Raw genomic sequence first — 26,853 nt, forward strand, 5'->3', positions numbered from 1 at the left:
GCGGCATGGCCGCCGCTGCAGCACGCCTGTTCGTCGTCGTTTCGGTCATTTCAGTTGATAGGCCGGATCCATCAGCAATGCCTCGAGATACGCGCTGCCGGTCGAGTCCGTATCGATCGCCGCGACCGGCGACACCGGCAGCACCGCGTGCTGCAGTTGAAGCTCGGTGGACAAGCCGGCGCGCGCCTGCGGCCGGACACGATACTGCGCGAGCCAGCGTTCGAGGTCGAACCGCAGGCCGCCGCGTGCCGGCTTGACCGGCGCGCCGGGCATACCGGCACCGGGCGTACCGGCACCGGGCGTACCGGCACCGGGCATACCGGCCCCGGGCATGCTGGCACCGGAGGCGGTGTCCGCAACCGGCATCGCATGCGCACGCGCATTCGGCAACGGCTGCGCCATCGCATGCGCGGGTGCCCGCATGCCGGCCGCCTCGGTCGCGCGGAACAGCTGTTCGACGAACTGCTTGCGCGCGAGCAGCGTGGTGCTGTTGATCCACATCGCGCCGCCCGGCCAGCCCTTCACGTTCGGCGGATAGAACAGGTTCTGCCCGAGCGTGCGCACGGTGTTCGCGAGCATCTGCGGATCGCCGTACGCGACGTCGAACAGTCGCACCGACCCGACGACGAACTCGGCCGGCGACTTGACGAGCACGCCGCGATTGTCCGGGTCCCAGAACGCGTCGGTCGACCATAGCGCGGCGAGCGCCGTGCGTATGTCGTAGCCGCTCGCGCGAAACCGTTCGGCCACGACCTCGAGCGCGCCGGCGTCCGGCGTATCGGACACGAACTCGCGCCACAGCTTGCCCGCGATGAAGCGTGCGGTGTCGGGCCGCTTCAGCAGGATGTCGAGAAACCCGTCGCCGTCGAACGCACCGGTCTCGCCGAGTATCGTCTTGTCGCCGGTGTCGTGCCACTCGGGCCGCGCCACGAAGCGCAACGTATCGGGATCGACGCTCCAGCCGGTCATCGCGCGCGCGGCTTCGGTCACGTCGTGCTGCGTGTAGTGCCCTTCGCCGAGCGTGAACAGCTCCATCACCTCGCGCGCGAAATTCTCGTTCGGGCGTCCCTTTCGATTGCTCGCGCCGTCGAGATACTGGAGCATCGCCGGATCCTTCGCGACCGCATGCAGCAGCGTGTCGAAGCTGCCGAGCGCCTCGCGGCGAAACAGCGCATGCTGCGCGGCCATCGTCTGCGGATACGGGACCTTGTCCTGCCCGGACGTGAAGTGCCCGTGCCAGAACAGCGTCATGCGCTCGGTGAGCGGCGACGGCGTCGCGACCATCTCGTTGACCCACGCCGCGCGCAACGCATCGTAGCGGCGATTGCGTTCGCGCTGCTCGTCGCGCCGCATGTCGGGCGTCAGCGCCTGGCGCTGCGCGCGGGTCGGCGGCAACTCGGCGACCCAGTCGGGCCAGGGCGTCACGGGGTCGCGGCGCACGTTGCCGAGCGTGTCGGCGACGACCTGCGCGCGCGTCATGCCGACGATGCGGGCGACCTCGGCCGGTGCGGGAGAAAAGCCGGTACGGCTCAGGAAGAACAGCGCGTCGTCGGCGTCGAGCGGCGCCTGCATCGCGGGCGATGCCGGGGTGGCAGCGTTCGCTTTCATCGTCGTGGACTCCCGGAACGCACCGGCGGTGCGGATGCAGGTTCAACGGCAGCACGCATGCGAAAGTTGACGGGAAAATTGCTACGGAATCTTTCGTTGCCGTGCGAGCACGCGTGCGTGTCAGCGCTTGTACAGCTCGCGAACGGCGTCCTCGATGTGCTGGCGCAGCAGGTGGCGCTCCTCGGGCGTCATGTGCCCGTCGCGGCGGTGCTGGTCGAGATCGGGAGGCACGGCGGACCGGACCGCCGTGTCGGCGGCGCGGTCGGACTGCGGCGCCTTGCCGCGCGGCAGCTTGCGCGACGATGCGCCCGGCTCGGGGCGCTGCGCATACGCGAAGTTCGACGCATATGGACCGGCAAGTGCGATCGTCAGCATCAGTGCAATCCGCGCAGATCGCATGACCGTCCTCGCTTCTCTGGTCGATTTGTTCGCTTCGTCACGCGGCAACCGGTTACCTCTGGTACTTGAAAAACCCTGCGGAATTCGGGTGTACAAAGATGAAAGATGGAGTGCAGGGGAGTATCTACCGAACTCCGGCTTCGAGTAAAGGAATCTCTATAGCGTGCCTTTACTCCGCGCGACACTACGGGTAAATTTTGTAACGGACTGTAACGCGCGAAATTACGCGACCGTGCGTGATTTCCCATTCGCGATAAGATGCCGCTCATGGAAACGAAAAACCCCTCCAAGATTCTCGTCGTCGACGACGACCCGCGCCTGCGCGATCTGCTGCGCCGATATCTCGGCGAGCAGGGTTTCAACGTATACGTCGCGGAGAACGCGACTGCGATGAACAAGCTCTGGGTGCGCGAGCGCTTCGACCTGCTCGTGCTCGACCTGATGCTGCCGGGCGAAGACGGCCTGTCGATCTGCCGCCGCCTGCGCGGCAGCAACGATCGCACGCCGATCATCATGCTCACCGCGAAGGGCGAGGATGTCGATCGCATCGTCGGCCTCGAGATGGGCGCCGACGACTACCTGCCGAAGCCGTTCAACCCGCGCGAACTCGTCGCACGCATTCACGCGGTGCTGCGCCGCCAGGCGCCGGCCGAACTGCCGGGCGCGCCGTCGGAAACCACCGAGGTATTCGAGTTCGGCGAGTTCTCGCTGAACCTCGCGACGCGCACGCTCACGAAGTCGGGCCAGGAAATTCCGCTGACGACCGGCGAATTCTCGGTGCTGAAGGTGTTCGCGCGCCATCCGCGCCAGCCGCTGTCGCGTGAGAAGCTGATGGAGCTCGCGCGCGGCCGTGAATACGAAGTGTTCGACCGCAGCCTCGACGTCCAGATCTCGCGCCTGCGCAAGCTGATCGAACCGGATCCGGGCAGCCCGCGTTTCATCCAGACCGTCTGGGGCCTCGGCTACGTGTTCATTCCGGACGGCGCCGCCTGATCTTTTTCCTTTCCGGTTTCGCCTGTCCTCGGCCCGTCCCATGCGTATCGACCGGCGCCTCCTGCAGCTCGCGTTCGGCGGGCTGTTCTGGCGCACCTTCCTGCTGATCGCGCTGCTGATCTCGGTCAGTCTCGCCGCGTGGTTCCAGAGCTTTCGCGTGATCGAGCGCGAGCCGCGTGCGCAGCGCGTCGCGCTCCAGCTCGTCGCGATCGTGAAGCTCACGCGCACCGCCCTGCTCTATTCCGATCCCGATTTGCGGCGCGCGCTGCTGCAGGATCTCGAGAGCAACGAGGGCGTGCGCGTCTACCCGCGCGAAAAAACCGACAAGTTCAAGCTGCAGCCCGACGAATCGCTGAACCGCCTGATCGAACACGATATCCGCAGCCGGCTTGGCGACGAGACCGTGATCGCGCAGTCGGTCAACGACATCCCCGGCGTGTGGATCAGCTTCAAGATCGACGACGATGACTACTGGGTCGCGCTCGACCGCGACCAGCTCGACAGCGTCACGGGCCTGCAGTGGGCGGGCTGGGGCCTGTTCGCGCTCGCGCTGTCGCTGTTCGGCTCCGCGTTCATCACGAGCCTCGTGAACCGGCCGTTCTCGCGGCTCGCGCTCGCCGCGCGCCAGATCGGCTCGGGCCAGACGCCCGAGCTGCTGCCCGAGCGCGGGATGGGCGTCGCGGCCGAGACCAACCGCAGCTTCAACCAGATGGTGCGCGACCTCGAACAGCTCGAGGCCGATCGCGCGCTGATGCTCGCGGGCATCTCGCACGACCTGCGCACGCCGCTCGCGCGGCTGCGGCTCGAGACCGAGATGAGTCCGTCCGACCAGGCGACCAAGGATGCGATGGTCGACGACATCGAACAGATGGACCGCATCATCGCCGCCTTCATCGACTACGCGCGTCCGTCCCAGCGCAAGCCGGAGCCGGTCGACCTGTCGTCGATCGCGCACGAAGTCGCCGCGCGCGTGTCGAGCGAGGACGGCGTCGAGATCCGCACGCGGCTCGCGCCGAGCGCCGTGATCGAAGCCGACGAGACCGACATGCGCCGCGTGATCGGCAACCTCGTCGAGAACGCGCGCAAATACGGCCAGAGCCGGCAGGACGGCGTGTCGCGCATCACGCTCGAGACGCGCGTGACGCACGCGCGGGTCGAGCTGTCGGTGAGCGACGAAGGCCCCGGCATCCCCGAGGACCAGCTGCCGCTCGTGATGCGGCCGTTCTACCGCGTCGACACGGCGCGCACCAAGGCGGACGGCACGGGGCTCGGCATGGCGATCGTGCTGCGCCTCGTCGGCCGCTATCGCGGCGCGCTGCGCCTGCGCAACCGCAGCCCCGACGCGGGCCTCGAAGTCACGCTCGAATTTCCCGGCGCCGGCAAGGCGCGTGCGACGGCGTGACGCGTTCGCGCACGCCGCTTGCGCGTCACACTATCGCCGCGGTTGAAAAAAACTATGGGGATCGTTAGTCAAAATCTATTGAATCGCCTGGTTAATAGTGTTACAGTCTTCGCATGCTGTCACATCAACGTTGCAGCACCGAGGTAGCTTGACTCAGTCTTCTTCCCAACTCATACAGGAGTATCCGCATGAAAACCGTGGGCGATAAACTCGAAGCATTCACCGTCGTAGCCGCGAAGCCGGGCTTCAACAATCACGAGGAAAACGGCCAGTCGGCGTTCGAGACCGTCACCGAAGCGTCGTTCCCGGGCAAGTGGAAGATCATCTACTTCTATCCGAAGGATTTCACGTTCGTGTGCCCGACGGAAATCGTCGAGTTCGCGAAGCTGACGAAGCAGTTCGAAGAGCGCGACGCCGTCCTGCTGGGCGGCAGCTCGGACAACGAATTCGTGAAGCTCGCATGGCGCCGTGAGCACAAGGACCTCGACAAGCTGAACCACTACTCGTTCGGCGACGTCAAGGGCGAGCTGATCGACCAGCTCGGCGTGCGCGACAAGGAAGCCGGCGTGGCCCTGCGCGCGACGTTCATCGTCGATCCGGACAACACGATCCAGCACGTTTCGGTGAACAACCTGAACGTCGGCCGTAGCCCGGAAGAAGTCCTGCGCATTCTGGACGGCCTGCAAACGGACGAACTGTGCCCGTGCAACCGTGCAGTCGGCGGCGCAACGCTGTAAGCGCATCGATGCACGAAGCCCGCGGCGCACGTCCTGCCTGCGGGCTTTTTTAACGGCCAACCCATAGGAGATATCAATGGAATTCATCGACTCGATTAAGGCGCGTATCCCCGACTACGCGAAGGACATTCGCCTGAACCTCGACGGCACGATCTCGCGCTCGTCGCTCGAAGGCAACGATGCGGTCGGCGTGGCGCTGGCGGCGGCGGTCGCGGCGAAGAGCACCGTGCTCGTGAAGACGATCCGTGAAGCCGGCGTGCTGTCGCCCGAAGAGACGAACGCCGTGCTGACGGCGGCCGCGCTGATGGGGATGAACAACACCTGGTATCCGTATGTCGAGATGGCCGACGACGCCGACCTGAAGACGCAGCGCGCCGAGCTGCGGATGGGCGCGTATGCGTCGCACGGCGGCGTCGACAAGCGCCGCTTCGAGATGTACGCGCTCGCCGCGTCGATCGTCGGCAAGTGCCACTTCTGCGTGAAGTCGCACTATGCGCTGCTGAAGAACGAGCAAGGGATGACGACGACGCAGCTGCGCGACGTCGGCCGCATCGCGTCGGTGATCAACGCCGCCGCGCAGGTGATCGCCGCCGAAGGCGAGTAAGCGCACCGCGCGGCCGGCAGCGCGGTGCGGCGGTCATTCGACGCCGCACCCGCCGCTCCGGGCCAAAAATGAAAAATGCCACGCAAGCGCGTGGCATTTTTCATTGCGGCGGCGCAACCTGCGCGCCGCTTCGGGCCGGCGTCAAACCGGCCTCAGGCGCTCACGCGCCCTCTTTCACCAGCAGCGCGGCGGCCTGCGCCTCGATGCCGTCGCCGCGGCCGAGGTAGCCGAGCTTCTCGTTGGTTTTCGCCTTCACGTTCACGCGCTCGAGCGGCAACCCGAGATCGGCCGCGATGTTCGCGCGCATCCCGTCGATATGCGGCGCGAGCTTCGGCGCCTGCGCGATCACGGTGCTGTCGACGTTCTGGATCGTGAAGCCGGCCGCCTTAATGCGGGCGGCGCACTCGCGCAGCAGCACGCGGCTGTCCGCCCCCTTGAACGCGGCGTCGGTGTCGGAGAAATGACGGCCGATGTCGCCGAGCGCCGCCGCGCCGAACAGCGCGTCGGTGATCGCGTGCAGCAGCACGTCCGCGTCCGAATGGCCGAGCAGGCCGCGCTCGTACGGAATCGTCACGCCGCCGATGATGAGGGGGCGCCCCGGGACGAGCTGGTGCACGTCGTAGCCTTGTCCGATTCTGAAATCCATGCGTATTCCGGTGTGAGATGAGGTGAAAGTCAGGAAGCGTTCGTGGCGCGCGCGAGGATTGCCTCGGCGAGCGCGAAATCTTCCGGGTACGTGACCTTGAAGTTGCGCAGGCTGCCCTGCACGACGCGCGGGGTATGACCGGCCCATTCGATCGCGCTGGCCTCGTCGGTCAGGTCGTGCCCTTCCCGCTGCGCGCGCAGGATCGCGTCGCGCAGCATGCCGATGCGGAACATCTGCGGCGTCTGCGCCTGCCACAGCGCGTCGCGCGACTCGGTGCGGGCGATCGCGTCGCCGCCGGCCGGCACGCGCTTGAGCGTATCGGCCACCGGCAGCGCGACGATGCCGCCGACCGGATCGTCCTTCAGCGCCGCGACCAGCGTGCGGATCAGCTCCGGCGTGATGCCGGGGCGCGCGGCGTCGTGCACGAGCACCCAGTCCTGGTCGGTCGCGCCGAATTCGCCCAGCTCCAGCAGGCCGTTCAGCACCGACGCCTGCCGCGAGCCGCCGCCGCAGCGGCGCACCGCGAAGCGCAGGCCCGCGAAGCGGCGCGCGTCGAAGTGCGTGTCGTCGGGCGCGAGGACGACGAGCGTCTGCGCGAATTCGCTGCACGCGTCGAACGCGGCGAGCGTGTAATGCAGGAGCGCGCGGCCGGCCAGCGTGCGGTATTGCTTCGGCACGGCCGAACCGGAGCGGCTGCCCGTGCCGGCGCAAGGAATCAGGGCGAAAAGTCGGGGAGTCACGAAGTGGAAACGCCGGAAAGATGAAATCGAGAAGCGGATTTTATAATAGGTCTTTCGTCTCGACCGGCGCACCGCGCCGCGCCCGTGCCCGCCACCCCTGCCGTCCCTATGCCAGACAACGCTTCCATCCCGTTCGCCTCGCCCGTCGCCCGCGTCAAACCGGGCCAGCGGTTCGCCTTCGACGGCACGCACGGCTCCGCCGACGCACTCGCCATCGCCCGCTATCTCGCCGAGAACCGCGCCGCGGTGCCGCTCCTTGCGGTGATCTGCGCGAACGCGGTCGACGCGCAGCGGCTGTCGCAGGAACTCCGCTACTTTTCGCCCGATGCGCGCGTGCGCCTGCTGCCGGACTGGGAAACGCTGCCGTACGACACGTTCTCGCCGCACCAGGATCTCGTCTCCGAGCGCCTCGCGACGCTGCACGACCTCGGCGAGGGCCGCTGCGACATCCTGCTGGTGCCCGCGACCACCGCGCTGTACCGGATGCCGCCCGCGTCGTTCATGGCCGCGTACACCTTCGCGTTCGCGCAGGGCGAGCGGCTCGACGAGGCGAAGCTGAAGGCGCAGCTCACGCTGGCCGGCTACGAACACGTGAGCCAGGTCGTGCGGCCCGGCGAATACTGCGTGCGCGGCTCGCTGATCGACCTGTACCCGATGGGCTCGCCGCTGCCGTACCGGATCGACCTGTTCGACGACCAGGTCGACTCGATCCGCGCGTTCGATCCCGATACGCAGCGCAGCCTCTACCCGGTGCGCGACGTGCGCCTGTTGCCCGGCCGCGAGTTTCCGTTCGACGAAGCCGCGCGCACGGCCTTTCGCAGCCGCTGGCGCGAGACCTTCGAAGGCGACCCGAGCCGCGCGCCGATCTACAAGGACATCGGCAACGGCGTGCCGTCGGCCGGCATCGAGTACTACCTGCCGCTGTTCTTCGACGAGACGGCCACGCTGTTCCACTACCTGCCGCAGGACGCGCACCTCGTGTTCACCGGCGATCTCGAGGTGTCGATCCGCCGCTTCACGGCCGATACGAAGCAGCGCCACGCGTTCCTCGCGCACGACCGCGAGCGGCCGATCCTCGAGCCGCAGCGCCTGTTCCTGTCCGACGAGGATTTCTTCGCGTTCGCGAAGCCGTTCGCGCGCGTCGTGCTGCCCGCGCAGCCGGCCGGCGGCTGGGCGACGGGCCTGCCCGAGCTCACGGTCGATCGCCATGCCGACGATCCGCTCGCCGCGCTGCGCACGTTCGTCGAATCGTCGGGCAAGCGCGTGCTGCTGACGGTCGAATCGGCCGGCCGCCGCGAAACGATCCTGCAACTGCTCGCCGAGCATCACCTGCGCCCCGCGTCGAACGACCACTTCGCGGGCTGGCTCGAAAGCGATGCGCCGTTCGCGCTCGGTGTCGCGCCGCTCGCGAGCGGCTTCGCGGTGCCGGGCGAAGGCTACGCGATCGTCACCGAAACCGAGCTGTACGGCGCGCTCGGCCGGCGCGCGGGCCGCCGCCGCCAGGAACAGGCGAGCAACGTCGATGCGATGGTGCGCGACCTGTCCGAGCTGAAGGTCGGCGATCCGGTCGTCCATGCGCAGCACGGCATCGGCCGCTACATGGGCCTCGTGTCGATGGATCTCGGCGAAGGCGAGACCGAATTCCTGCACCTCGAATACGCGGGCGACAGCAAACTCTACGTGCCGGTCGCGCAATTGCACGTGATCTCGCGCTACAGCGGCGCCGATCCCGACAGCGCACCGCTGCACGCGCTCGGCTCGGGCCAGTGGGAGCGTGCGAAGCGCAAGGCCGCGCAACAGATTCGCGACACGGCGGCCGAGCTGCTGAACCTGTACGCGCGCCGCGCGGCCCGCGAAGGCCATGCGTTCGCGCTCGAGCCACGCGACTACGTGAAGTTCGCGGAGAGCTTCGGCTTCGAGGAAACGCCCGACCAGGCCGCGGCCATCGCGGCCGTGATCGGCGACATGACGAGCGGCAAGCCGATGGACCGCCTCGTGTGCGGCGACGTCGGCTTCGGCAAGACCGAGGTCGCGCTGCGCGCCGCGTTCATCGCGGTGATGGGCGGCAAGCAGGTCGCGCTGCTGTCGCCGACCACGCTGCTCGCCGAGCAGCACACGCAGACCTTCGTCGACCGCTTCGCGGACTGGCCGGTGCGCATCGTCGAGCTGTCGCGCTTCAAGACCACGAAGGAAGTGAATGCGGCGATCGCGCAGATCAACGAAGGCACCGTCGACATCGTGATCGGCACGCACAAGCTGCTGTCGTCGGACGTGCAGTTCAAGCGCCTCGGCCTCGTGATCATCGACGAGGAACACCGCTTCGGCGTGCGCCAGAAGGAAGCGCTGAAGGCGCTGCGCGCGGAAGTCGACGTGCTGACGCTGACCGCCACGCCGATCCCGCGTACGCTCGGGATGGCGCTCGAGGGGCTGCGCGACTTCTCGGTGATCGCGACCGCGCCGCAGAAGCGGCTCGCGATCAAGACCTTCGTGCGCCGCGAGGAAGAAAGCGTGATCCGCGAGGCGATGCTGCGCGAGCTGAAACGCGGCGGCCAGGTGTACTTCCTGCACAACGAGGTCGAGACGATCGAGAACCGCAGGGCGATGCTCGAGGAACTCGTGCCCGAAGCGCGCATCGTGATCGCGCACGGCCAGATGCACGAGCGCGAACTCGAACGCGTGATGCGCGATTTCGTCGCGCAGCGCGCGAACGTGCTGCTGTGCACGACCATCATCGAGACCGGCATCGACGTGCCGAGCGCGAACACGATCATCATGCACCGCGCGGACAAGTTCGGCCTCGCGCAGCTTCACCAACTGCGCGGCCGCGTCGGCCGTTCGCACCACCAGGCGTATGCGTACCTGCTGGTCCACGATCCGCAGTCGCTGACCAAGCAGGCGCAGCGCCGGCTCGAGGCGATCCAGCAGATGGAGGAACTCGGTTCGGGCTTCTATCTCGCGATGCACGACCTCGAGATCCGCGGCACCGGCGAGGTGCTCGGCGACAAGCAGTCGGGCGAGATCCACGAGATCGGCTTCCAGCTATACACCGACATGCTGAACGACGCGGTGAAGGCGCTGAAGAACGGCAAGGAGCCCGACCTCACCGCACCGCTCGCCGCGACGACGGAAATCAACCTGCATGCGCCCGCGATCCTGCCGGCCGACTACTGCGCGGACGTGCAGGAGCGGCTGTCGCTGTACAAGCGTCTCGCGAACTGCGAGCACGGCGACGCGATCGACGGCATCCAGGAAGAGCTGATCGATCGCTTCGGCAAGCTGCCGCCGCAGGCGCACGCGCTGGTCGAGACGCACCGGCTGCGGCTGGCCGCGAAGCCGCTCGGCATCGTCAAGATCGACGCGAGCGAGGCCGCGATCGGGCTGCAGTTCGAGCCGAACCCGCCGATCGATCCGATGCGCATCATCGAAATGGTACAGAAGCACCGGCACATCAAGCTCGCGGGCCAGGACAAGCTGCGCATCGAGACGCGCTCGCCCGATCTCGCGATCCGCGTGTCGACGATCAAGGAAACGCTGCGCGCGCTCGCGCCGCGCGCCGACGCCGCGAGCGCGGCACGCTGACGCCGCGGCCGCGATGCTGCACCGCATCGCGGCCGGCAAAGGCGGGCCGACGCGTTTTTGAGTATGATTTTCCCATTCCTCAGACGGAGTTTTGCCATGTCCACTCTCGACGCGACGGCGCCGTCCGCCGCCGACCAAGGCGACGCTTCGCTCGTCAGCCTGCCCTGGATCAAGCAATTGGTGTCGATGGACACGACGAGCCGCGTACCGAACCTCGGCCTGATCGAAGCGGTGCGCGACGCCCTTGCCGCGAAGGGCATCGTGTCGACGCTCACGCACGATCCGCGCGAAGGCTGGGCCAACCTGTTCGCGACCGTGCCCGCGCACGACGGCTCGACCGACGGCGGCATCGTGCTGTCGGGGCACACCGACGTCGTGCCGGTCGACGGCCAGCAGTGGGACAGCAACCCGTTCGCGCCGGAAATCCGCGACGGCCGCCTGTACGGCCGCGGCACCTGCGACATGAAGGGCTTCATCGGCACGGCGCTCGCGCTGCTGCCCGAGATGCAGGCGACGAAGCTCGCGAAGCCGATTCATTTCGCGCTGTCCTACGACGAGGAAATCGGCTGCGCGGGCGCACCGCTGCTGATCGCCGATCTCGTCAAGCGCGGCGTGAAGCCGTCCGGCTGCATCGTCGGCGAGCCGACCAGCATGCGGCCGATCATCGCGCACAAGGGCATCAACGCGTACCGCTGCTGCGTGCGCGGTCACGCCGCGCACTCGTCGCTGACGCCGAAGGGCCTGAACGCGATCGAATACGCCGCGCGCCTCATCTGCCACATCCGCGACATCGCCGAGCGCTTCCGTGCCGAAGGCCCGTTCGACGAGCTGTACGACGTCCCGTTCACGACCGCGCAGACGAGCACGATCCAGGGCGGCAACGCGATCAACACGGTGCCGGCCGAATGCCGGTTCGACTTCGAGTTCCGCAACCTGCCGACGCTCGATCCCGAGCAGATCTTCACGCGCATCGAAGCGTACGCACAGGAAACGCTGCTGCCGCAGATGCTGCGCGAACATCCGAACGCGGCGATCGAGTTCTCGAAGATCGCGGCAGCACCCGGCCTCGACGCGACGGAACAGGCCGCGATCACGCAGCTCGTGCGCGCGCTGACGGCCGACCAGGACAAGCGCAAGGTCGCGTACGGCACCGAGGCCGGCCTGTTCGAACGCGCGGGCATCCCGAGCGTCGTGTGCGGGCCCGGCAACATCGAGCAGGCGCACAAGCCGAACGAATATGTCGAGCTCGCGCAGCTCGCCGCCTGCGAGCAGTTCCTGCGCAAGTTCATCCGCAGCATGTCGGTCGACGCACACTGACTGCCCCCCGCCACGCCGGCCTGCGTGTGCGGGCCGGCCCCACCCCCGCCACCCGCCACGTCATGTCGACTGAACAACAGGGCACTGCCCATACGACGATCGACGGCGAGCCGATTCCGACGCTCGACGAAATCGCCGCGCAACATTTCGCGCTGTCGCCGTGGGTCGCGCGCACGCCGGTGTTCGAGCGCGCCGACCTGCCGTCCCTCGAGGGCACGCACGTCAACTTCAAGTTCGAGCTGCTGCAGGCGAGCGGCAGCTTCAAGGCGCGCGGTGCGTTCACGCACCTGCTGGCACTCGACGAAGCACGCAAGAACGCCGGCGTCACGTGTGTCTCCGCCGGCAATCATGCGGCGGCCGTCGCGTATGCGGCGATGCGGCTCGGCAGCAGTGCGAAGGTCGTGATGTTCCATACCGCAAGCCCGACGCGCATCGCGCAGTGCAAGCAGTACCGCGCGGAAGTCGTGCTCGCCGGCAGCGCGTCGCAGGCGTTCGACCTCGTGCGGCGGATCGAGGCCGAGGAAGGCCGCTTCTTCATCCATCCGTTCAACGGCTATCACACGATTCTCGGCACCGCGACGCTCGGCTACGAATGGGCGACGCAGACGCCCGATCTCGACGCGGTAATCGTGCCGATCGGCGGCGGCGGGCTCGCGGCCGGCATGGCGACCGCGCTGCGGCTCGCGAATCCGCGCGTGCACGTGTACGGCGTCGAGCCGGAAGGCGCCGACGCGATGTGCCGCAGCTTCGCGGCGAATCACACGATCAAGATGAGCGCAATGCAGACCATCGCCGATTCGCTGATGGCGCCGCACACCGAGGAATACAGCTACCAGCTGTGCCGGCGCCACCTCGACCGCATCGTCACGGTGTCCGACGACGCGCTGCGCGCGGCGATGCTGTTCCTGTTCTCACACCTGAAGCTGTCGGTCGAACCGGCGTGCGCGGCGGCGCTCGCGGCGCTGCTCGGCCCGCTGCGCGAGACCTTGCAGGGCAAGCGGGTCGGCGTGCTGCTGTCGGGCACGAATACCGACCCCGCGACACTCGGCATGCATCTCGCGCACGCGAAACTGCAGCACTGAACCTGCGCATGGTGCTCCGGGTTATCCCCAGTTTATGTTGACAGCCCTGTTGATAACCCGCCGGGCAAACACGCAAGTGGTTGAGCGCGCAGCGTTTTACCCGCACGAAGCGGGCCGGACGCGAAATAGGCAGACGACGCCGCCGAGCACACATGCCGCGGCGTGGCGGCGCCGCGGCCATCGCACGGCTCGCCCCACCGGCCGGATCATTCGCGAAGCGAGTTTCGTGGTCCGTATCGTCACCGACGATACCGCCGACACGCACATACGATTCATAGCGATCCGGCACGCGTACCGCGCGCGCTAACGGCAGGAATCGGTCGGCATCACGTTCGGGCCGGCCTGCGGGTCATTCCGAATCGCCCTCCCCGGCTGACGCACGACGACACGCAAAAAAAACGGGCGCCCGAAGGCGCCCGTCGCATGCGAAACATCCGCGTATCGCTTACTTGTTCTCGAACATGTCCATGATCTGCTGCTTCTCCTGCTGCGTGACGGGCGGCGGCGCAAGCCCGGCCGCGCCGGCCGAGCCGAGTGCGTCGTTCGCGCTGATCGCGTTCTCGGCCGGGTTGATGTCCACGCTCCCGACGAAGCCGTTGCCCGGCGTGCGATCGGCGTAGTACAGCTCGCCGTCGACCGTCGTCAGGCCGTCCGGCATCGGCATCTGCTGCTCGGGCACGCCGTTCAGCGCGGTGCGCATGTAGTTCACCCAGATCGGCAGCGCGAGCTGCGCGCCGAATTCGCGGCTGCCGAGGCTCTTCGGCTGGTCGAAGCCCATCCACGCCACCGCGACGAGCGACTGCTGGTAGCCGGCGAACCAGCCGTCCTTCGCATCGTTCGTCGTACCCGTCTTGCCCTGCAGGTCGCCGCGGCCGAGCGCGTTGGTGCCCGCGCCCGTGCCGGCCGTCGCGACCGTGTGCAGCAGGCTGTTCATCACGTACGCGTTGCGACCTTCGATCGTGCGCGGCGCCGTGCCGCCGGCCACCACCGGCTGCGACTTCTGCAGCGCCTGCCCGTGCGCGTCGTCGACTTCGGCGATCAGGTACGGATCGACCTTGTAGCCGCCGTTCGCGAACACCGCATAGCCGGTCGCGAGCTGCAGCGGCGTCACGAGACCCGCACCGAGCGCCATCGGCAGGTACGGCGGCGTCTTCGCCGGATCGAAGCCGAAGCGCTGCGTCACGTACTGCTGCGCGTACTGCGTGCCGATCGACGCGAGGATCCGGATCGACACGAGGTTCTTCGAACGCTGCAGGCCGGTACGCATCGACATCGGGCCGTCCGGCTGGTCGTCGTCCTTCGGCTCCCACGCGGTGCCGCCCGGCACGCTCGGCGGGAAGTACAGCGGTGCATCGTTGATGATCGTCGCCGGTCCGAGGCCCTTGTCGAGCGACGCCGAATAAATGAACGGCTTGAACGACGAACCCGGCTGGCGCCACGCCTGCGTCACGTGGTTGAACTTGCTCTTGTTGAAGTCGAAGCCGCCGACGAGCGAGCGGATCGCACCGTCCTGCGGCGCGATCGCGACGAGCGCGCCTTCGACCTGCGGCAGCTGCACGACCTGCCAGCCCGTCTTGCCATCCTTCAGCACGCGCACGATCGAACCCGGCTTGATCCGCAGCGTGGCATTCGCGCGCTGACCCAGCGCGGCCGACACGAAGCGCAGCCCGGTCGGGCCGATCGTCGTCGTCGCACCGCCGACGAACTGCACCTCGACCGCATTCGGCGACGCCGCCAGCACCACCGCCGACTGCAGATCTCCGTTGTCCGGATGATCGGCGAGCGCGTCGTCGATCGCCTCGTCGCGCTCGTCGCCGGCCGCCGGCAGGTTGATCGAGGCTTCCGGCCCGCGATAGCCGTGGCGGCGCTCGTAATCGAGAATGCCGCGACGCACGGCCTGGTACGCCGCTTCCTGGTCGGCCGAGTTGATCGTCGTCGTGACGGTCAGCCCGCGCGTATAGGTTTCGTCCTTGTACTGCTGGTACATCATCTGCCGCACCATCTCGGACACGTATTCGCCGTGCACCGCATACTGGTTGCCCGGCGTGCGCACGCGGATCTCCTCCTTCACCGCCTGGTCGTACTGCGGCTGCGTGATGTAGCCGATCTCGAGCATGCGCTTCAGGATGTATTCCTGACGCACCTTCGCGCGCTTCGGGTTGACGACCGGGTTGTACGCGGACGGCGCCTTCGGCAGCCCCGCGAGCATCGCCGCTTCCGCCAGCGTGATGTCCTTCAGGTCCTTGCCGAAATACACGCGCGCGGCAGCCGCGAAGCCGTACGAGCGCTGGCCCAGGTAGATCTGGTTCATGTACAGCTCGAGGATCTGGTCTTTCGTCAGCGCCTTCTCGATCTTGTACGCGAGCAGCATCTCGTAGATCTTGCGCGTGTAGGTCTTCTCGCTCGACAGGAAGAAATTGCGCGCGACCTGCATCGTGATCGTGCTCGCGCCCTGGCGCGCGCCGCCGTGCATCAGGTCGGCCACGCCCGCGCGCAGGATGCCGAGGAAGTCGACGCCGCCGTGTTCGTAGAAGCGGTAGTCCTCGATCGCGAGCACGGCCTTCTTCATCACGTCGGGAATGTCCTGGAAGCGCACGAGGCTGCGGCGCTCCTCGCCGAACTCGCCGATCAGCACGTGATCGGCGGTGAACACGCGCAACGGCACCTTCGGCTGGTAGTTGGTCAGCGCATCGAGCGACGGCAGTTGCGGTGCCATCACGACGAGTGCGTAACCGACGATCAGTGCGCCGACGATCGCGAGCGTCGCGAACAGCCCGACGAACCACAGCGCGACGCGCGAACCGAACGAGCGGCCGCCGCCCCCGCCTCCACGGCGCTGCGTGCGCCGATCGTCGTCGCCGTTGTCGTCATCGGGGTAGTAGGCTCCCGACGGCGAACGGCGCAATGTGTAGTGGGGTTCGTTCCGGTCGGAAGAAGAAGACGGTCGTTTGATAATTGGCATGTCGGAATGGCAGGCGGCGTGGCGCCCTCGGACGCATGCGGAAATGCAAGCGGATGAATCAGAGTGGGTGCATCGTGGCAACTGTCACGTCGACAGACCCCGCCGCGCGGCGATCCGTTCCCGCGACGTGACAGCGCATTTTAATGAAATCGACCGATTGACTTCGCGATTTTTTGTAAAAATTCCCGCACGGCCGTGATTTGCAGAACGTATTGGCGGCATGCTCCGCCTATCATGGACACGCAGCCCGGCGCGTGCCGCGACGTTGCTTTCAAACGCGAAAGGTTCGAATACTGCGCACGCATGGCGCTTGAACTCCAGCGCTTAAGCCGTATTTAAGGAGGCGGCGGTGTAATATCCGCCGGCTCACGCGGGTCGGAACCGATTCGCGACGGGTACTGCCGCTCACGCGGCACCTTTCAACCACGGAGGATTTCATGTCGCTTTTCGACTCTATTTCGCGCACGATCAAAGGCCTGCTGAACGATGCGGCCGACTCGGTACAGGATCCGTCGCGCGACGCACGGCAGATCGTGCGGGAGCTCGACGACAGCATCGGCCGTGCCGAGAATTCGCTGATCGAGATCGAGGCACAAGTCGCGACCCAGCGCAGCAAGCGCGATGCGGCCGACGACAAGGTGAAGAAGTATGAAGACGGCGCGAAGCGCGCGCTGCAGGCCGGCGATGAAGCACTCGCACGCGAGGCGCTCGCCGCGCAGTCGAACGCGGAAGCCGAGCGCGATGCACTCGCGGCCGAGTTGACGACGCTCGAACCGTCGGTCGACAAGCTGAAGGGGCAGATCGCCGACATGCGCCAGCGCCGCAACGACCTGAACTCACGCTCGAACATCCTGCAGGCGAAGCACGAAATCGCGCAGGCAAAGGACGTCGCGGCAAGCGCGCTCGGCGGCATCGGCGGCAAGAACCTGTCCGAGGATTTCCAGAAGCTCGAGGACAAGGTCGCGCTGCAGAACGCGCGCTCGGACGCACGCCTGAACTCGGCCGACACGTCGAGCGGCAAGGCGCTCGAGGACAAGCTCGCCGCGCTGAATAAGGGCCCGTCGGTGGAAGACCGCCTCGCCGCGCTGAAGAAGCAGCTCGACACGCCCGCGCAGTAACGGCAACCGCGCCGCGGCCCGCCCGGCTCGCGGCGCGCATCGATCGTCAGGAGACGGGCGCTCGCGCCCGGTTCGACCATGAAGAAATCTCTCGCCGCACTCGGCTTCTCGCTGATGCTGCTGTCGTCCGCCGCATTTGCAGGCCCGTCGCTGCAGCAAGTCGAGCAGTCGATCGCACAACGCGACTGGCAGCGCGCCGACACGCAGCTGTCGCAAGTCATCGACGCCCATCCGAACAACGCGCATGCGCGCTACCTGTACGCACAGGTGCTGGACCGTGAAGGCCGCGCGTCGGACGCGCTCGCGCAACTGCAGCAGGCGAAGTCGCTCGATCCGCAACTGCGCTTCACCGATGCGTCGCACTTCGCGCAGACCGAATCGCGCATTCGCGCGGACGCCGCGCGCGTGAGCGGCAACACGCCATCGGCCACGCAGACCGGCTCGTTGCAGTCGTCGCTCGCACCGGCCGCGCCGGTCGCGAAACACGGTCCGTCGACCGGCATGTGGATCGGCATCGCGCTGATCGTCGCGCTCATCGCGCTGGTGCTGCGCTGGACGCTGCGGCGCGCGCGCTCGGCCGACGACGGTCGCGCCGACGACGAACGCCGCACGCAATTGAAGCGCGCGACCGACGTGCTGAACGACATTCGTCCGCTGAAACTCGACGCGAAGCTGTCGACGTTGCCCGGCGCCGCCGCGCTCACCGGCGAGCTCGAAGGCATCGAGACCGATGCACGCACGCTCGTCGAAACGCTGTCGAACGGCAAGAACCCGGTGCCGCCGTATCGCATCGACGAACTCGAGCAGCGGCATGCGAGCGTGAAGGCGCGCGTCGAAGGCCGCCCCGATCCTGGCGCGCAGCCCGCGGCGCCGGCGAACGGCAGCGGCTCCGTGTATGCGCAGGAAGCCGATCGCATGACCGGCATGCAAGGCCAGCCGTATCAGCAACAGCCATACCCGCAACAGCCGTATCCCCCGCAACCGTATCCGCAACAGCAGCCGCCCGTCGTGGTCCAGCAAGGCGGTGGTTTCGGCGGCGGGATGGGCGGGCTGCTGACCGGCGTGCTGCTCGGCGAAGCGATGTCGGGCGGGCGCGAGCGCGTGGTCGAACGCGACGTGATCGTCGACGACCAGCGCCGGCGCCAGGAGAACAACGATCCGGGCTTCGACTTCGGTCGCGGCGACAATGCGAACTGGAGCGACGGCAACGGCGGCGGCGGTGTCGATCTCGGCAGCAACGACGACGGCTGGACCGACGACAACACCTGAGCATTCGCACGCGGGCGTCGACGCATCGCGCGACGCCCGCCTCTCATGCCACGCCTCCTTTGATTGCCACTCGCGCCGGCCGCCGGATCGCCGGCCGCAGGATTTGTCAATCATTTCAAGATGGGCTACCGGCAATGGGGCACGTTCGCTATCATGCGGCCATCGGCGTGCCTCCGATCCCATCCGACGTTTCGCAGCCCTGCGCGTCGCGGCACGCCTTCCCCTCGCCCCAACCAGGAGAAAGCCGCTCATGAGCATAATCAAGGAATTCAAGGAGTTCGCCGTCAAAGGCAATGTGATGGATCTCGCCGTCGGCGTGATCATCGGCGGCGCATTCTCGAAGATCGTCGACTCGGTCGTGAAAGACCTCATCATGCCGGTCATCGGCGTGCTGACCGGCGGTCTGGATTTCTCGAACAAGTTCGTTCTGCTCGGCACCATCCCCCCGTCGTTCAAGGGTAATCCCGATTCGTTCAAGGACCTGCAGGCTGCGGGCGTCGCCGCATTCGGCTACGGCTCGTTCATCACCGTGGCGATCAACTTCGTGATCCTCGCGTTCATCATTTTCCTGATGGTGAAATTCATCAACAAGCTGCGCAAGCCTGACGAAGCCGCGCCGGCCGCGACGCCGGAAGACATCGTGCTGCTGCGCGAGATCCGCGATTCGCTCAAGCAACGCTGAGCACCGCGCCACGCTGCGCTGCGTCTGCCGGGCCCGCACAATGCGGGCCTTTTTCATGCGCACGCCGCACGCCGCCGCGCGAGGCTTATCTCATTTTTTTGTGACGCACGAATGCACGCGCGGGAAAAGCAGGTCTATGATGGAGACTAAACGACAGTACGGGCGCCGAGACGCTGGCTGTGTCGATCATCGTGGCAAGCGGGTCGACGGGAGACATTGATCGTCGTACCGCACGAGTGCAGCATTTTCGTGTGCTATAAAGGATCGACATGCGGCGTACATAGCCGGGAGTGGGTCGCATGAAAGTGCCGCATTTCTTGCAATTGTTTTTGAGGCGAGTGTTTATGTCCTTCCCGAAAAAACGTCGACGGGCGCAGCAGGATGGCCAGGAGTCATTCCTCGCGGTATTGCGCCACTCGAAACCGTTTGCGCAGCTCGACACCAAGATTGCCCGCGCCCGTGCGCAGGACGAACCCGTCCTCTACGCGCATGTGCTGCCCGGCCTCGACGTGCTCCTGTGCAGCGTGCGCGGCGCGCAGCCGCCCTATCCGGCCATCGCCGAACTGCGCAAGCGCTGCATCGAATCGATTGCCAACGCGCTCGAACAGCCGCTCGACGGCCTCGAGAACGGCGGCTATTGGTACGAGGCGAACGGCTTCGGGTTCCTCGTGTTCGCGAGCCGCGCCCGCGCGCGGATCCTGCCCGAATTTGGTGCGGGCACGAAGGCGAGCCTGCGCGGCGGCCTCGGACGCCAGAACGCCGGCGACACGACACCGCGCTCCCTCGGCTGAACCGATACCGACACGATGGGCCGCCTCCGGGCGGCCCATCGGCCATTCAGGCTTCCCGCTTCACGGCCGCCGCGCAATCACCGTGCCGTCCCGCGCCCGTTGCCGGGCCGGACGATGTCGATGAACGCGGCGAAATCGGCGCCGGCGAGCCCCTGCGCGGCGCCCAGCCGCAGCACCTGCTGGACCGTGGCCGATACAGGCATCACCGCGCCCGTGTCGCGCGCGGCGTCGGCGATCGCATCAACGTCTTTCTGGAACGTGCTCAGCGCACCCATCGGTGGATGCCCGCCTGACGTCATGCGCGGCACGAAGGTCTGCAGCAGCACCGAGTCGGCCCACCCGCCCGCCAGCGCATCGGCCAGACGCGCGGCGTCGATGCCGCTCGCCTGCGCCAGGCCAACGGCTTCCGCGATCGCGGTCACCGTCGCGGTGACGATCGCCTGGTTGCACAGCTTCGCGGTCTGGCCCGCGCCGGCGTCGCCCATGTGCGTGATGCGCGACGCGTAAGCGTCGATCAGCGGCCGCACCGCGTCGAGGTCGGCCGCACCGCCGCCCGCCATCACCGCGAGCGTACCGGCCTGCGCGCCGGGCACGCCGCCCGATACGGGCGCGTCGATCCAGCCGACGCCGAGCGCGGCCGCGCGCGCCGCGTAGTCGCGCGTCGTGGCAGGCGGAATACTCGAATGATCGACGATGCGCTTCAAGCGGCGTGCATTCGCATCGCCCGCAAGGAGCCCGTGCTCGCCGAACACGACGTCGCCGACCGCACGCCCGTCGAGCACGCACATGAACACCGTGTCGACGCGCTCGGCCAGTTCGCGCGGCGTATCGACCACCTGCGCGCCGTCTTTTTCAAGCGCCTCGGCCTTGCCGCGCGTCCGGTTCCATACGCTGACCCGGTGGCCCGCCGCCAGCAAATGCCGAATCATCGGCGCGCCCATCAATCCCGGTCCGCAAAATCCGACTTCCACGATGTTCCCCGCCTCCAATTGAGGTTGCACTTGCCGCCCATCATACCTATCACTCAAGAAGCCGGACACGCACGGCGCCGCTTCGGGCCCGCCGCTCGCGCCGGCCGCCCATACTGACCACATACCGACATACCAGGGAGCGCATCATGAGCGACCACGTCTACAAGCTGATCGAACTGACCGGCTCGTCGCGGCAATCGTGCGACGACGCCATCCGCAACGCGATCTCGAAAGCCGGCAAGACGCTGCACAACCTGCACTGGTTCCAGGTGACCGAAACACGCGGCCACATCGAAGGCGATCAGGTCATCCACTGGCAGGTCACGCTGAAGGTCGGCATGCGCATCGACGACTGACGCACCGCGCGCGGCGCCCCTGACCACCGGATGGGTGCAACGCACATCCGCGCGGCGCCGCGCCCGCCTGCTTTGCGCCCCGTTCGGGCCCCGTGTCGAGGCCCGGCCGGCGGGCGTCTGCGGGTATCCATCTCTTGACGCTGGTTTTCGTTCATATTAAAAACCATATACCCCAACGCCCCCTCGATCAGCCCGGACATATAAACGGAGATATCATGAGTCAGCAACGCGAGGCGATCGACACGTACCTCTTGCGCGTCTTGCATACCTTGTTGATGGAGCGCAGCGTCACGCGCGCGGCCGTCAAACTGAACCAGTCGCAACCGGCGATCAGCGCCGCGCTGCGGCGCTTGCGCGACATCACCGGCGACCCGCTCCTCGTGCGCGGCAAGTCCGGCATGGTCCCGACCGAATACGGGCTGCGCCTGCTCGAACCGGTGCAGAACGCCCTGCGTGAAATCGAGCGCATCAAGTTCCAGCAGCACAATTTCGACCCGGCCACGTCGATCCGCTGCTACCGGATCGGCTGCCCCGACTACCTGAACGTGCTGTTCGTGCCGACCGTCGTCGAGCGCTTCCGCCTGGCCGCGCCGAATGCGACACTCGAGTTCCACTCACTCGGCCCCGCGTTCGACTACGAGCTCGCGCTGGAAGACGGCAAGCTCGACATCGTCGTCGGCAACTGGCCCGAGCCGCCCGAACAGCTGCACCTGTCGAACCTGTTCGTCGACGAAATCGTCTGCCTGATGAGCAACACGCACCCGTTCGCGAAGCGCGGCGGGCTCACGCTCGACCAGTACCTGAACGCGCCGCATCTCGCGCCGACGCCGTACTCGGTCGGCCAGCGCGGCGCGATCGACGTGCACCTCGCGCGCGAGCGGCTCAAGCGCCACGTGGTCGTCACGCTGCCGTACTTCAACCTCGCACCGTACGTGCTCGTGAAGTCCGACCTGATCTTCACGACGACGCGCCTGTTCGCCGATCATTACGCGAAGTTCCTGCCGCTGTCGGTCGTGCCGGCGCCGCTCGACTTCCCGCCGATGCAGTACTACCAGCTGTGGCACGAACGCTGCCACTATTCCGACGAAGTGCGCTGGCTGCGCAGCCTCGTCGCCGAAGCGACCCGCACGCTGATCGAGGCTTGATCGCGCACGGCGCGCGCCGGTCAGGCTGTCGCGGTACGGCCTGGCGGCCGCAACCGCCGCCGCGCGCCTGATCCGCGGCGCGCGACGCGAGCCCCCCGCCCGTGCGTCAGCGGGACGCCTCCACGAGGGCGTGCGCAAGGGCGTTGTGGCGCTCGATGACGGGTGGCAGGTCGAGCGTCGCGAGCCGCCCTTCCCGCACCACCACCTTCCCGTTCACCACCGTGTACGCCGTCTGCGATGGCGCGCAGAACACGAGCGCCGCGACCGGATCGTGCAGCGCGCCCGCGAACAGCGGCTGGCGCAGGTCGAATGCGACGAAGTCCGCGGCCATGCCGGGCTTCAGCGCACCGATATCGTCGCGGTTCAGCACCTTCGCGCCACCCAGCGTCGCGATCTCGAGCGCTTCTCGCGCGGTCATCGCGTCGGGCCCGAAGCCGACCCGCTGCAGCAGCAGCGCCTGCCGCACTTCCGCGACCATCTGCGCGCCGTCGTTCGACGCGGAACCGTCGACGCCGATCCCGACCGGCACGCCCGCGAGACGCATCTTCTTCACCGGCGCGATGCCCGACGCGAGCCGCATGTTCGAACACGGACAGTGCGCGACGCCGGTGCCGGTGCGCGCGAACAGGGCGACGCCCGCATCGTCGAGCTGCACGCAGTGCGCGTGCCACACGTCGTGGCCGACCCAGCCGAGATCTTCCGCGTATTCGGCGGGCGTCATCCCGAACTTCTCGCGGCTGTACGCGATGTCGTTGACGTTCTCGGCCAGGTGCGTGTGCAGCGACACGCCGTAGTCGCGGGCCAGCACGGCCGCGTCGCGCATCAGGCCGCGGCTCACCGAGAACGGTGAGCACGGCGCGACGACCACGCGCAGCATCGCGTAGCGGCCTTCGTCGTGATAGGTCTCGATCAGGCGCTGCGCGTCGCGCAGGATGTCGGGCTCGCGCTCGACGACCGAGTCGGGCGGCAGCCCGCCGTCGCGCTGGCCGACGCTCATCGCGCCGCGGCTCGCGTGAAACCGCATGCCGATCCGCTGCGCGGCGCCGATGCTGTCGTCGAGCCGGCTGCCGTTCGGGTAGATGTACAGGTGGTCGCTCGACGTCGTGCAGCCCGATTGCAGCAGCTCGGCCATCGCGGTCAGCGTCGACACCTCGATCATCTCGGGCGTCAGGTGCGCCCAGATCCGGTACAGGTTCGTGAGCCACCCGAACAGCTCGGCGTTCTGCGCGGCCGGCACCGCGCGCGTGAGGCTCTGGTACATGTGATGGTGCGTGTTCACGAGCCCCGGGATCACCAGGTGACCACGCAGGTCGAGCACTTCGTCGGCGCTCTCGGGCAGCTCGGCGCTCGGGCCGACCGCGACGATCCGGTTGTCTTCGATATAGAGCCCCGCGTCGCGCAGTTCGCGGCGCGTGTCGTCCATGGTCACGAGCACGTCGGCGTGCTTGACCAGCAGGGTTTTCGGGCGGGATGAGGATGGCTGTGGCGCGCGTGCGCCGGCGTGCTGCTCGAGGTTCATGCGTTCTCCGCGTCGTTCTGCCGCCGGGAGCCGCTCCCGGAGACGTTCACAAAGCCGTTCGAACGCTGATTCGCGGCACGCCCCGGTGCCTGCGTCCGTTCGAACGCGCTGGCCCGGTTACCCGGCGTGCATGCCGTCTTCGGGGTGCGCGCGGGCTCACGGCCCGACGCGCACGGCGGCAGCATCGCCCAAGCGCGCGCGGCGCACAATGCGCGAACCCGAATACCGCGCTTCACGGTTTCGATATGGTACGCCGCGCACGAGGCGCGACGCCCCGGAATCGCAGGCCGCGGGCCGCTCCCGGCGTGCCGTCGACAGCGGTTCATGCGCGGCGCATTATCTTTGCTATCGCGCCCGTATTTGCGCGGGGAACCTTTTTACAATGCCTGCACGGCGCTCGCTTCAATCTCGCCGACGGGTATGTAGCCACGTGACGTGGAGCCTCGATCCGCCGCACAGTCAATGGATCGAGTCGCCGCCGAACCTCGCATTCACACAAGGACACAACGAATGGGAAAGCTCACTACCCACGTACTCGATACGGCGCACGGTCGTCCCGGCGCTGCCATCAAGGTGGACCTCTACGCGCTGGACGGCGAATCGCGCCGCGCGATCAAGACCGTGCTGACCAATAGCGACGGCCGCTGCGACGAACCGCTGCTCGAAGGTGCCGCGCTCGCCGCCGGCGAATACGAACTCGTATTCCATGCCGGCGACTACTTTGCGTCGCTCGGCGTGAAGGTGCCCGAACCCCGTTTCGTCGACCGCGTCGTGCTGCGCTTCGGCATCGCCGACACCGCATCGCACTACCACGTGCCGCTGCTCGTGTCGCCGTGGTCGTACAGCACCTATCGCGGCAGCTGACACACGCATCGGCGCCCGCATCAAAGATAACGATCTGAGTCTGGAGGAGTTTCATGGAAGGCTTCATCACCGACTGGCTGAACCTCGCGCTGCGATGGCTGCACGTCATCGTCGCCATTGCGTGGATCGGCGAGTCCTTCTATTTCGTCGCGCTCGACAACAGCCTGAAACCGCCTACCGACGCGAACCAGCGCAAGCGCGGCGTGTTCGGCGAGCTGTGGCACGTCCACGGCGGCGGTTTCTACAACATGCAGAAGTACACGGTCGCCCCGCCGGAAATGCCGGATGACCTGCACTGGTCGAAGTGGCCGTCGTACACGACCTGGCTGTCGGGCTTCTCGCTGTTCTTCGTGCTGTACCTGCTCGCACCGAACACGTACCTGATCGACAAGAGCGTGCTCGACATGGGCCCGGTGGTCGCCGTCGCATCCGCGCTCGGCTTCCTCGCGGCCGGCTGGATCGTCTACGACTCGCTGTGCCGCATCCTCGGCACCAACGATCGCGTGCTCGGCATTTGCGTCGGCATCTACGTCGTCGTCGCCGCGTACCTCGCGTGCCACATCTTCGCGGGCCGTGCGGCGTACCTGATCGTCGGCGCGATGCTCGCGACGATCATGTCGGCGAACGTGTTCTTCGTGATCATCCCGGGCCAGCGCAAGATGGTCGACAAGATGCTCAAGGGCGAAGAGCCGAACCCGATCTACGGCAAGCGCGGCAAACAGCGCTCGGTGCACAACACGTATTTCACGCTGCCGGTCGTGTTCGCGATGCTGTCGAACCACTACGCGATGACGTACACGAACAAGTTCAACTGGGTCGTGCTCGTGCTGATCATGCTGGCCGGCGCGCTGATCCGTCAGTTCTTCGTGATGCGTCACCGCGGCAAGCAGCTGTGGTACCTGCCGATCGGCGGCGTCGCACTGCTGTCGGGCGCGCTCGTGTGGACGATGCCGAAGCCGGTCGCACCGGAAGCGCAGGCAGCGAACGCCCCGAAGATCGTGATCAACGACATCATGCCGATCCTGCAGCAGCGCTGCGTCGCGTGCCACTCGGCCAAGCCGACGCTGATGGGCAGCGCGCCCGCCGGCGTGATGTTCGACACGCCGGACGAAGTGTCGAAGAACGCGCAGCGTATCTACGAACAGGCCGTGCGCCTGAAGGCGATGCCGATCGGCAACGTCACGCACATGACCGACGACGAGCGCGTAAAGCTCGCCGCCTGGTTCGAGGGTGGCGCGGTCAAGTAAGCCGCCGTGCGCCGGCGGTCGGTTGCCGGCGTATCCTCTCCGTTCGCGGGCCCGGAAACGGGCCCGCTTTTTTGCCTGGATGAAATGCGTCGCCCGCTAGCCGCGCATCGCGTCGCGCTGCAGCGCGACGAGCGCATCGAGCGCGCGCGGGCCGTCGTCGAACGGCACGAAGATGTGGTCATGATACGCAGCGGCCATCACGTTGCAGCTGATGCCGGCCGCGCCCAATGCCCGCGCGAACGCGGCCGTCAGGCCGACCGCCGCGAGATCCGAATGCACGGTCAGCGTGATCCACGCGGCACGAAACAGCACGGGCCAGCCGCGACGTACTGCAGTCTCTTCGTCGACCACGACCGTCATGCCTTCCGCTTCGCGGAACGTCGCGATCGCTTCGGATAACGATATTTCTGAATCGGCCGGCAGTGCGACGAATGCGAAGGCACCGCGATGCAGCTCGGGTTGCATCGTGCGCAGCAGGACGGCGAGGTCGTTTTCAGGTTGACTCATCGGGGACGGGTCCGGAACCGGACTTCGGGCAGTGGCGATGCGGGCACGATAGCACGCGGCCGATGCCCCGGCGCACCCGCAACGTCACGTCCGTGTCGTCGCAACTTCGTCCGCGAGCCCGCCGCGAAACGCGACGATGCGTGGATCGTCATGCGCACGCCCCGGAGCCACGACGTCGTACGCGTACGCGACGTCGGGCGCAAGTGCGACACCCACGTCGAAGAGCCCCGAGCCGCGCCGTGATGCCCGCGCGCCACGCATAAAAAAACCCGCGCGAATCGCGCGGGTTGCTTCGAACGGCAACGGCAGCAATCC

At 67.1% G+C, this 26,853-nt stretch carries 24 protein-coding genes; 15 read left to right on the plus strand and 9 right to left on the minus strand.

Annotated elements, in window-relative coordinates; genetic code table 11:
• Positions 1-45: 45 nt before the first annotated feature.
• Positions 46-1,608, minus strand: coding sequence for a DUF1800 domain-containing protein (locus LMA02_RS09840; RefSeq protein WP_228904604.1), 1,563 nt, complete (start codon positions 1,606-1,608; stop codon positions 46-48).
• Between the two features lie 120 nt (positions 1,609-1,728).
• Complete coding sequence (locus tag LMA02_RS09845) at positions 1,729-2,007, minus strand: hypothetical protein (RefSeq protein ID WP_228904607.1); 279 nt, start codon at positions 2,005-2,007, stop codon at positions 1,729-1,731.
• A gap of 258 nt (positions 2,008-2,265) precedes the next feature.
• On the opposite strand from LMA02_RS09845, the gene ompR reads away from it, so the two are divergent.
• The 4 genes from ompR to LMA02_RS09865 all read left to right on the plus strand — a co-directional run bounded on the left by ompR (position 2,266) and on the right by LMA02_RS09865 (position 5,743).
• The gene (gene ompR / locus LMA02_RS09850; RefSeq protein WP_004192636.1) at positions 2,266-3,000 is read left to right on the plus strand and encodes a two-component system response regulator OmpR; all 735 of its coding nucleotides are present in this window, start codon (positions 2,266-2,268) and stop codon (positions 2,998-3,000) included.
• 40 nt (positions 3,001-3,040) lie between these two features.
• A complete protein-coding gene (locus tag LMA02_RS09855; RefSeq protein ID WP_175764088.1) occupies positions 3,041-4,402 on the plus strand; it encodes an ATP-binding protein in 1,362 nt (453 codons plus the stop codon).
• Positions 4,403-4,590: 188 nt separating this feature from the next.
• The gene (locus tag LMA02_RS09860; protein WP_006478563.1) at positions 4,591-5,139 is read left to right on the plus strand and encodes a peroxiredoxin; all 549 of its coding nucleotides are present in this window, start codon (positions 4,591-4,593) and stop codon (positions 5,137-5,139) included.
• 76 nt (positions 5,140-5,215) lie between these two features.
• The gene (locus LMA02_RS09865; RefSeq protein WP_006752031.1) at positions 5,216-5,743 is read left to right on the plus strand and encodes a carboxymuconolactone decarboxylase family protein; all 528 of its coding nucleotides are present in this window, start codon (positions 5,216-5,218) and stop codon (positions 5,741-5,743) included.
• A 160-nt stretch (positions 5,744-5,903) separates the two neighbouring features.
• Here the strand turns inward: LMA02_RS09865 and ispF are convergent, their stop codons facing one another.
• Together ispF and ispD are read right to left on the minus strand one after the other, a co-directional pair.
• Positions 5,904-6,389, minus strand: a complete 486-nt coding sequence (gene ispF / locus LMA02_RS09870) for a 2-C-methyl-D-erythritol 2,4-cyclodiphosphate synthase (RefSeq protein ID WP_228904609.1) — start codon at positions 6,387-6,389, stop codon at positions 5,904-5,906.
• Positions 6,390-6,418: 29 nt separating this feature from the next.
• Complete coding sequence (gene ispD / locus LMA02_RS09875) at positions 6,419-7,129, minus strand: 2-C-methyl-D-erythritol 4-phosphate cytidylyltransferase (protein ID WP_043173613.1); 711 nt, start codon at positions 7,127-7,129, stop codon at positions 6,419-6,421.
• Between the two features lie 108 nt (positions 7,130-7,237).
• On the opposite strand from ispD, the gene mfd reads away from it, so the two are divergent.
• From mfd to LMA02_RS09890, 3 genes are all read left to right on the plus strand, one after another.
• On the plus strand, positions 7,238-10,708 hold the full coding sequence (gene mfd / locus LMA02_RS09880) for a transcription-repair coupling factor (protein WP_228904611.1): 3,471 nt from the start codon (positions 7,238-7,240) through the stop codon (positions 10,706-10,708).
• Positions 10,709-10,804: 96 nt separating this feature from the next.
• Positions 10,805-12,025, plus strand: coding sequence for an acetylornithine deacetylase (gene argE, locus LMA02_RS09885; RefSeq protein ID WP_105834009.1), 1,221 nt, complete (start codon positions 10,805-10,807; stop codon positions 12,023-12,025).
• A 62-nt stretch (positions 12,026-12,087) separates the two neighbouring features.
• On the plus strand, positions 12,088-13,107 hold the full coding sequence (locus LMA02_RS09890; protein ID WP_228904614.1) for a threonine/serine dehydratase: 1,020 nt from the start codon (positions 12,088-12,090) through the stop codon (positions 13,105-13,107).
• 445 nt (positions 13,108-13,552) lie between these two features.
• Here LMA02_RS09890 and LMA02_RS09900 read toward each other — a convergent pair whose 3' ends face one another.
• Positions 13,553-16,069: a penicillin-binding protein 1A gene (locus LMA02_RS09900; RefSeq protein ID WP_228904616.1), complete on the minus strand. Its 2,517-nt coding sequence runs from the start codon at positions 16,067-16,069 to the stop codon at positions 13,553-13,555.
• 437 nt (positions 16,070-16,506) lie between these two features.
• On the opposite strand from LMA02_RS09900, the gene LMA02_RS09905 reads away from it, so the two are divergent.
• The 4 genes from LMA02_RS09905 (at position 16,507) to LMA02_RS09920 (ending at position 19,929) form a co-directional block, all read left to right on the plus strand.
• The gene (locus LMA02_RS09905) at positions 16,507-17,187 is read left to right on the plus strand and encodes a PspA/IM30 family protein (RefSeq protein ID WP_006752024.1); all 681 of its coding nucleotides are present in this window, start codon (positions 16,507-16,509) and stop codon (positions 17,185-17,187) included.
• A gap of 78 nt (positions 17,188-17,265) precedes the next feature.
• Positions 17,266-18,456, plus strand: coding sequence for a tetratricopeptide repeat protein (locus LMA02_RS09910; protein ID WP_228904617.1), 1,191 nt, complete (start codon positions 17,266-17,268; stop codon positions 18,454-18,456).
• Positions 18,457-18,706: 250 nt separating this feature from the next.
• Positions 18,707-19,138, plus strand: coding sequence for a large conductance mechanosensitive channel protein MscL (mscL, locus tag LMA02_RS09915; protein ID WP_050013307.1), 432 nt, complete (start codon positions 18,707-18,709; stop codon positions 19,136-19,138).
• Between the two features lie 344 nt (positions 19,139-19,482).
• Positions 19,483-19,929 carry a hypothetical protein gene (locus tag LMA02_RS09920; protein WP_027784713.1) on the plus strand — a complete coding sequence of 149 codons (447 nt, stop codon included), beginning with the start codon at positions 19,483-19,485 and terminating at the stop codon, positions 19,927-19,929.
• A 77-nt stretch (positions 19,930-20,006) separates the two neighbouring features.
• On the opposite strand, the gene LMA02_RS09925 is transcribed toward LMA02_RS09920, so the two are convergent.
• Entirely contained in the window at positions 20,007-20,900 is an 894-nt protein-coding gene (locus LMA02_RS09925; RefSeq protein WP_228907628.1) for an NAD(P)-dependent oxidoreductase, read from the minus strand.
• A 146-nt stretch (positions 20,901-21,046) separates the two neighbouring features.
• Between LMA02_RS09925 and LMA02_RS09930 the strand changes: the two genes are divergently transcribed.
• Positions 21,047-21,256 carry a dodecin gene (locus LMA02_RS09930; protein WP_006755984.1) on the plus strand — a complete coding sequence of 70 codons (210 nt, stop codon included), beginning with the start codon at positions 21,047-21,049 and terminating at the stop codon, positions 21,254-21,256.
• 215 nt (positions 21,257-21,471) lie between these two features.
• Positions 21,472-22,401, plus strand: a complete 930-nt coding sequence (locus LMA02_RS09935; RefSeq protein WP_006478550.1) for a LysR substrate-binding domain-containing protein — start codon at positions 21,472-21,474, stop codon at positions 22,399-22,401.
• A 106-nt stretch (positions 22,402-22,507) separates the two neighbouring features.
• On the opposite strand, the gene LMA02_RS09940 is transcribed toward LMA02_RS09935, so the two are convergent.
• On the minus strand, positions 22,508-23,920 hold the full coding sequence (locus LMA02_RS09940; RefSeq protein WP_228904618.1) for an 8-oxoguanine deaminase: 1,413 nt from the start codon (positions 23,918-23,920) through the stop codon (positions 22,508-22,510).
• Between the two features lie 510 nt (positions 23,921-24,430).
• Between LMA02_RS09940 and uraH the strand changes: the two genes are divergently transcribed.
• Together uraH and LMA02_RS09950 are read left to right on the plus strand one after the other, a co-directional pair.
• A complete protein-coding gene (uraH, locus tag LMA02_RS09945) occupies positions 24,431-24,784 on the plus strand; it encodes a hydroxyisourate hydrolase (RefSeq protein WP_011657188.1) in 354 nt (117 codons plus the stop codon).
• A 53-nt stretch (positions 24,785-24,837) separates the two neighbouring features.
• Positions 24,838-26,031, plus strand: coding sequence for a urate hydroxylase PuuD (locus tag LMA02_RS09950; protein WP_228904619.1), 1,194 nt, complete (start codon positions 24,838-24,840; stop codon positions 26,029-26,031).
• A 96-nt stretch (positions 26,032-26,127) separates the two neighbouring features.
• Here LMA02_RS09950 and LMA02_RS09955 read toward each other — a convergent pair whose 3' ends face one another.
• The gene (locus LMA02_RS09955; RefSeq protein ID WP_228904620.1) at positions 26,128-26,538 is read right to left on the minus strand and encodes an ACT domain-containing protein; all 411 of its coding nucleotides are present in this window, start codon (positions 26,536-26,538) and stop codon (positions 26,128-26,130) included.
• A gap of 84 nt (positions 26,539-26,622) precedes the next feature.
• A complete protein-coding gene (locus tag LMA02_RS09960) occupies positions 26,623-26,850 on the minus strand; it encodes a hypothetical protein (protein ID WP_228904621.1) in 228 nt (75 codons plus the stop codon).
• Positions 26,851-26,853 lie beyond the last annotated feature (3 nt).

It is taken from the genome of Burkholderia sp. B21-005, assembly GCF_020843965.1.
In the GTDB taxonomy this organism is placed as follows: Bacteria; Pseudomonadota; Gammaproteobacteria; order Burkholderiales; family Burkholderiaceae; genus Burkholderia; species Burkholderia ambifaria.

Bases quoted from the DNA above. Each gene is read 5' to 3' on its own strand.
- ompR (WP_004192636.1), top strand. From the start codon at position 2,266: ATGCCGCTCATGGAAACGAAAAACCCCTCCAAGATTCTCGTCGTCGAC.
- LMA02_RS09910 (WP_228904617.1), top strand. From the start codon at position 17,266: ATGAAGAAATCTCTCGCCGCACTCGGCTTCTCGCTGATGCTGCTGTCG.
- LMA02_RS09920 (WP_027784713.1), top strand. From the start codon at position 19,483: ATGTCCTTCCCGAAAAAACGTCGACGGGCGCAGCAGGATGGCCAGGAG.
- LMA02_RS09860 (WP_006478563.1), top strand. From the start codon at position 4,591: ATGAAAACCGTGGGCGATAAACTCGAAGCATTCACCGTCGTAGCCGCG.
- LMA02_RS09900 (WP_228904616.1), bottom strand. From the start codon at position 16,069: ATGCCAATTATCAAACGACCGTCTTCTTCTTCCGACCGGAACGAACCC.
- LMA02_RS09930 (WP_006755984.1), top strand. From the start codon at position 21,047: ATGAGCGACCACGTCTACAAGCTGATCGAACTGACCGGCTCGTCGCGG.
- LMA02_RS09845 (WP_228904607.1), bottom strand. From the start codon at position 2,007: ATGCGATCTGCGCGGATTGCACTGATGCTGACGATCGCACTTGCCGGT.
- ispF (WP_228904609.1), bottom strand. From the start codon at position 6,389: ATGGATTTCAGAATCGGACAAGGCTACGACGTGCACCAGCTCGTCCCG.
- LMA02_RS09890 (WP_228904614.1), top strand. From the start codon at position 12,088: ATGTCGACTGAACAACAGGGCACTGCCCATACGACGATCGACGGCGAG.
- LMA02_RS09840 (WP_228904604.1), bottom strand. From the start codon at position 1,608: ATGAAAGCGAACGCTGCCACCCCGGCATCGCCCGCGATGCAGGCGCCG.
- LMA02_RS09935 (WP_006478550.1), top strand. From the start codon at position 21,472: ATGAGTCAGCAACGCGAGGCGATCGACACGTACCTCTTGCGCGTCTTG.
- uraH (WP_011657188.1), top strand. From the start codon at position 24,431: ATGGGAAAGCTCACTACCCACGTACTCGATACGGCGCACGGTCGTCCC.
- mfd (WP_228904611.1), top strand. From the start codon at position 7,238: ATGCCAGACAACGCTTCCATCCCGTTCGCCTCGCCCGTCGCCCGCGTC.
- mscL (WP_050013307.1), top strand. From the start codon at position 18,707: ATGAGCATAATCAAGGAATTCAAGGAGTTCGCCGTCAAAGGCAATGTG.
- argE (WP_105834009.1), top strand. From the start codon at position 10,805: ATGTCCACTCTCGACGCGACGGCGCCGTCCGCCGCCGACCAAGGCGAC.
- LMA02_RS09940 (WP_228904618.1), bottom strand. From the start codon at position 23,920: ATGAACCTCGAGCAGCACGCCGGCGCACGCGCGCCACAGCCATCCTCA.
- LMA02_RS09865 (WP_006752031.1), top strand. From the start codon at position 5,216: ATGGAATTCATCGACTCGATTAAGGCGCGTATCCCCGACTACGCGAAG.
- LMA02_RS09955 (WP_228904620.1), bottom strand. From the start codon at position 26,538: ATGAGTCAACCTGAAAACGACCTCGCCGTCCTGCTGCGCACGATGCAA.
- LMA02_RS09855 (WP_175764088.1), top strand. From the start codon at position 3,041: ATGCGTATCGACCGGCGCCTCCTGCAGCTCGCGTTCGGCGGGCTGTTC.
- LMA02_RS09905 (WP_006752024.1), top strand. From the start codon at position 16,507: ATGTCGCTTTTCGACTCTATTTCGCGCACGATCAAAGGCCTGCTGAAC.
- LMA02_RS09950 (WP_228904619.1), top strand. From the start codon at position 24,838: ATGGAAGGCTTCATCACCGACTGGCTGAACCTCGCGCTGCGATGGCTG.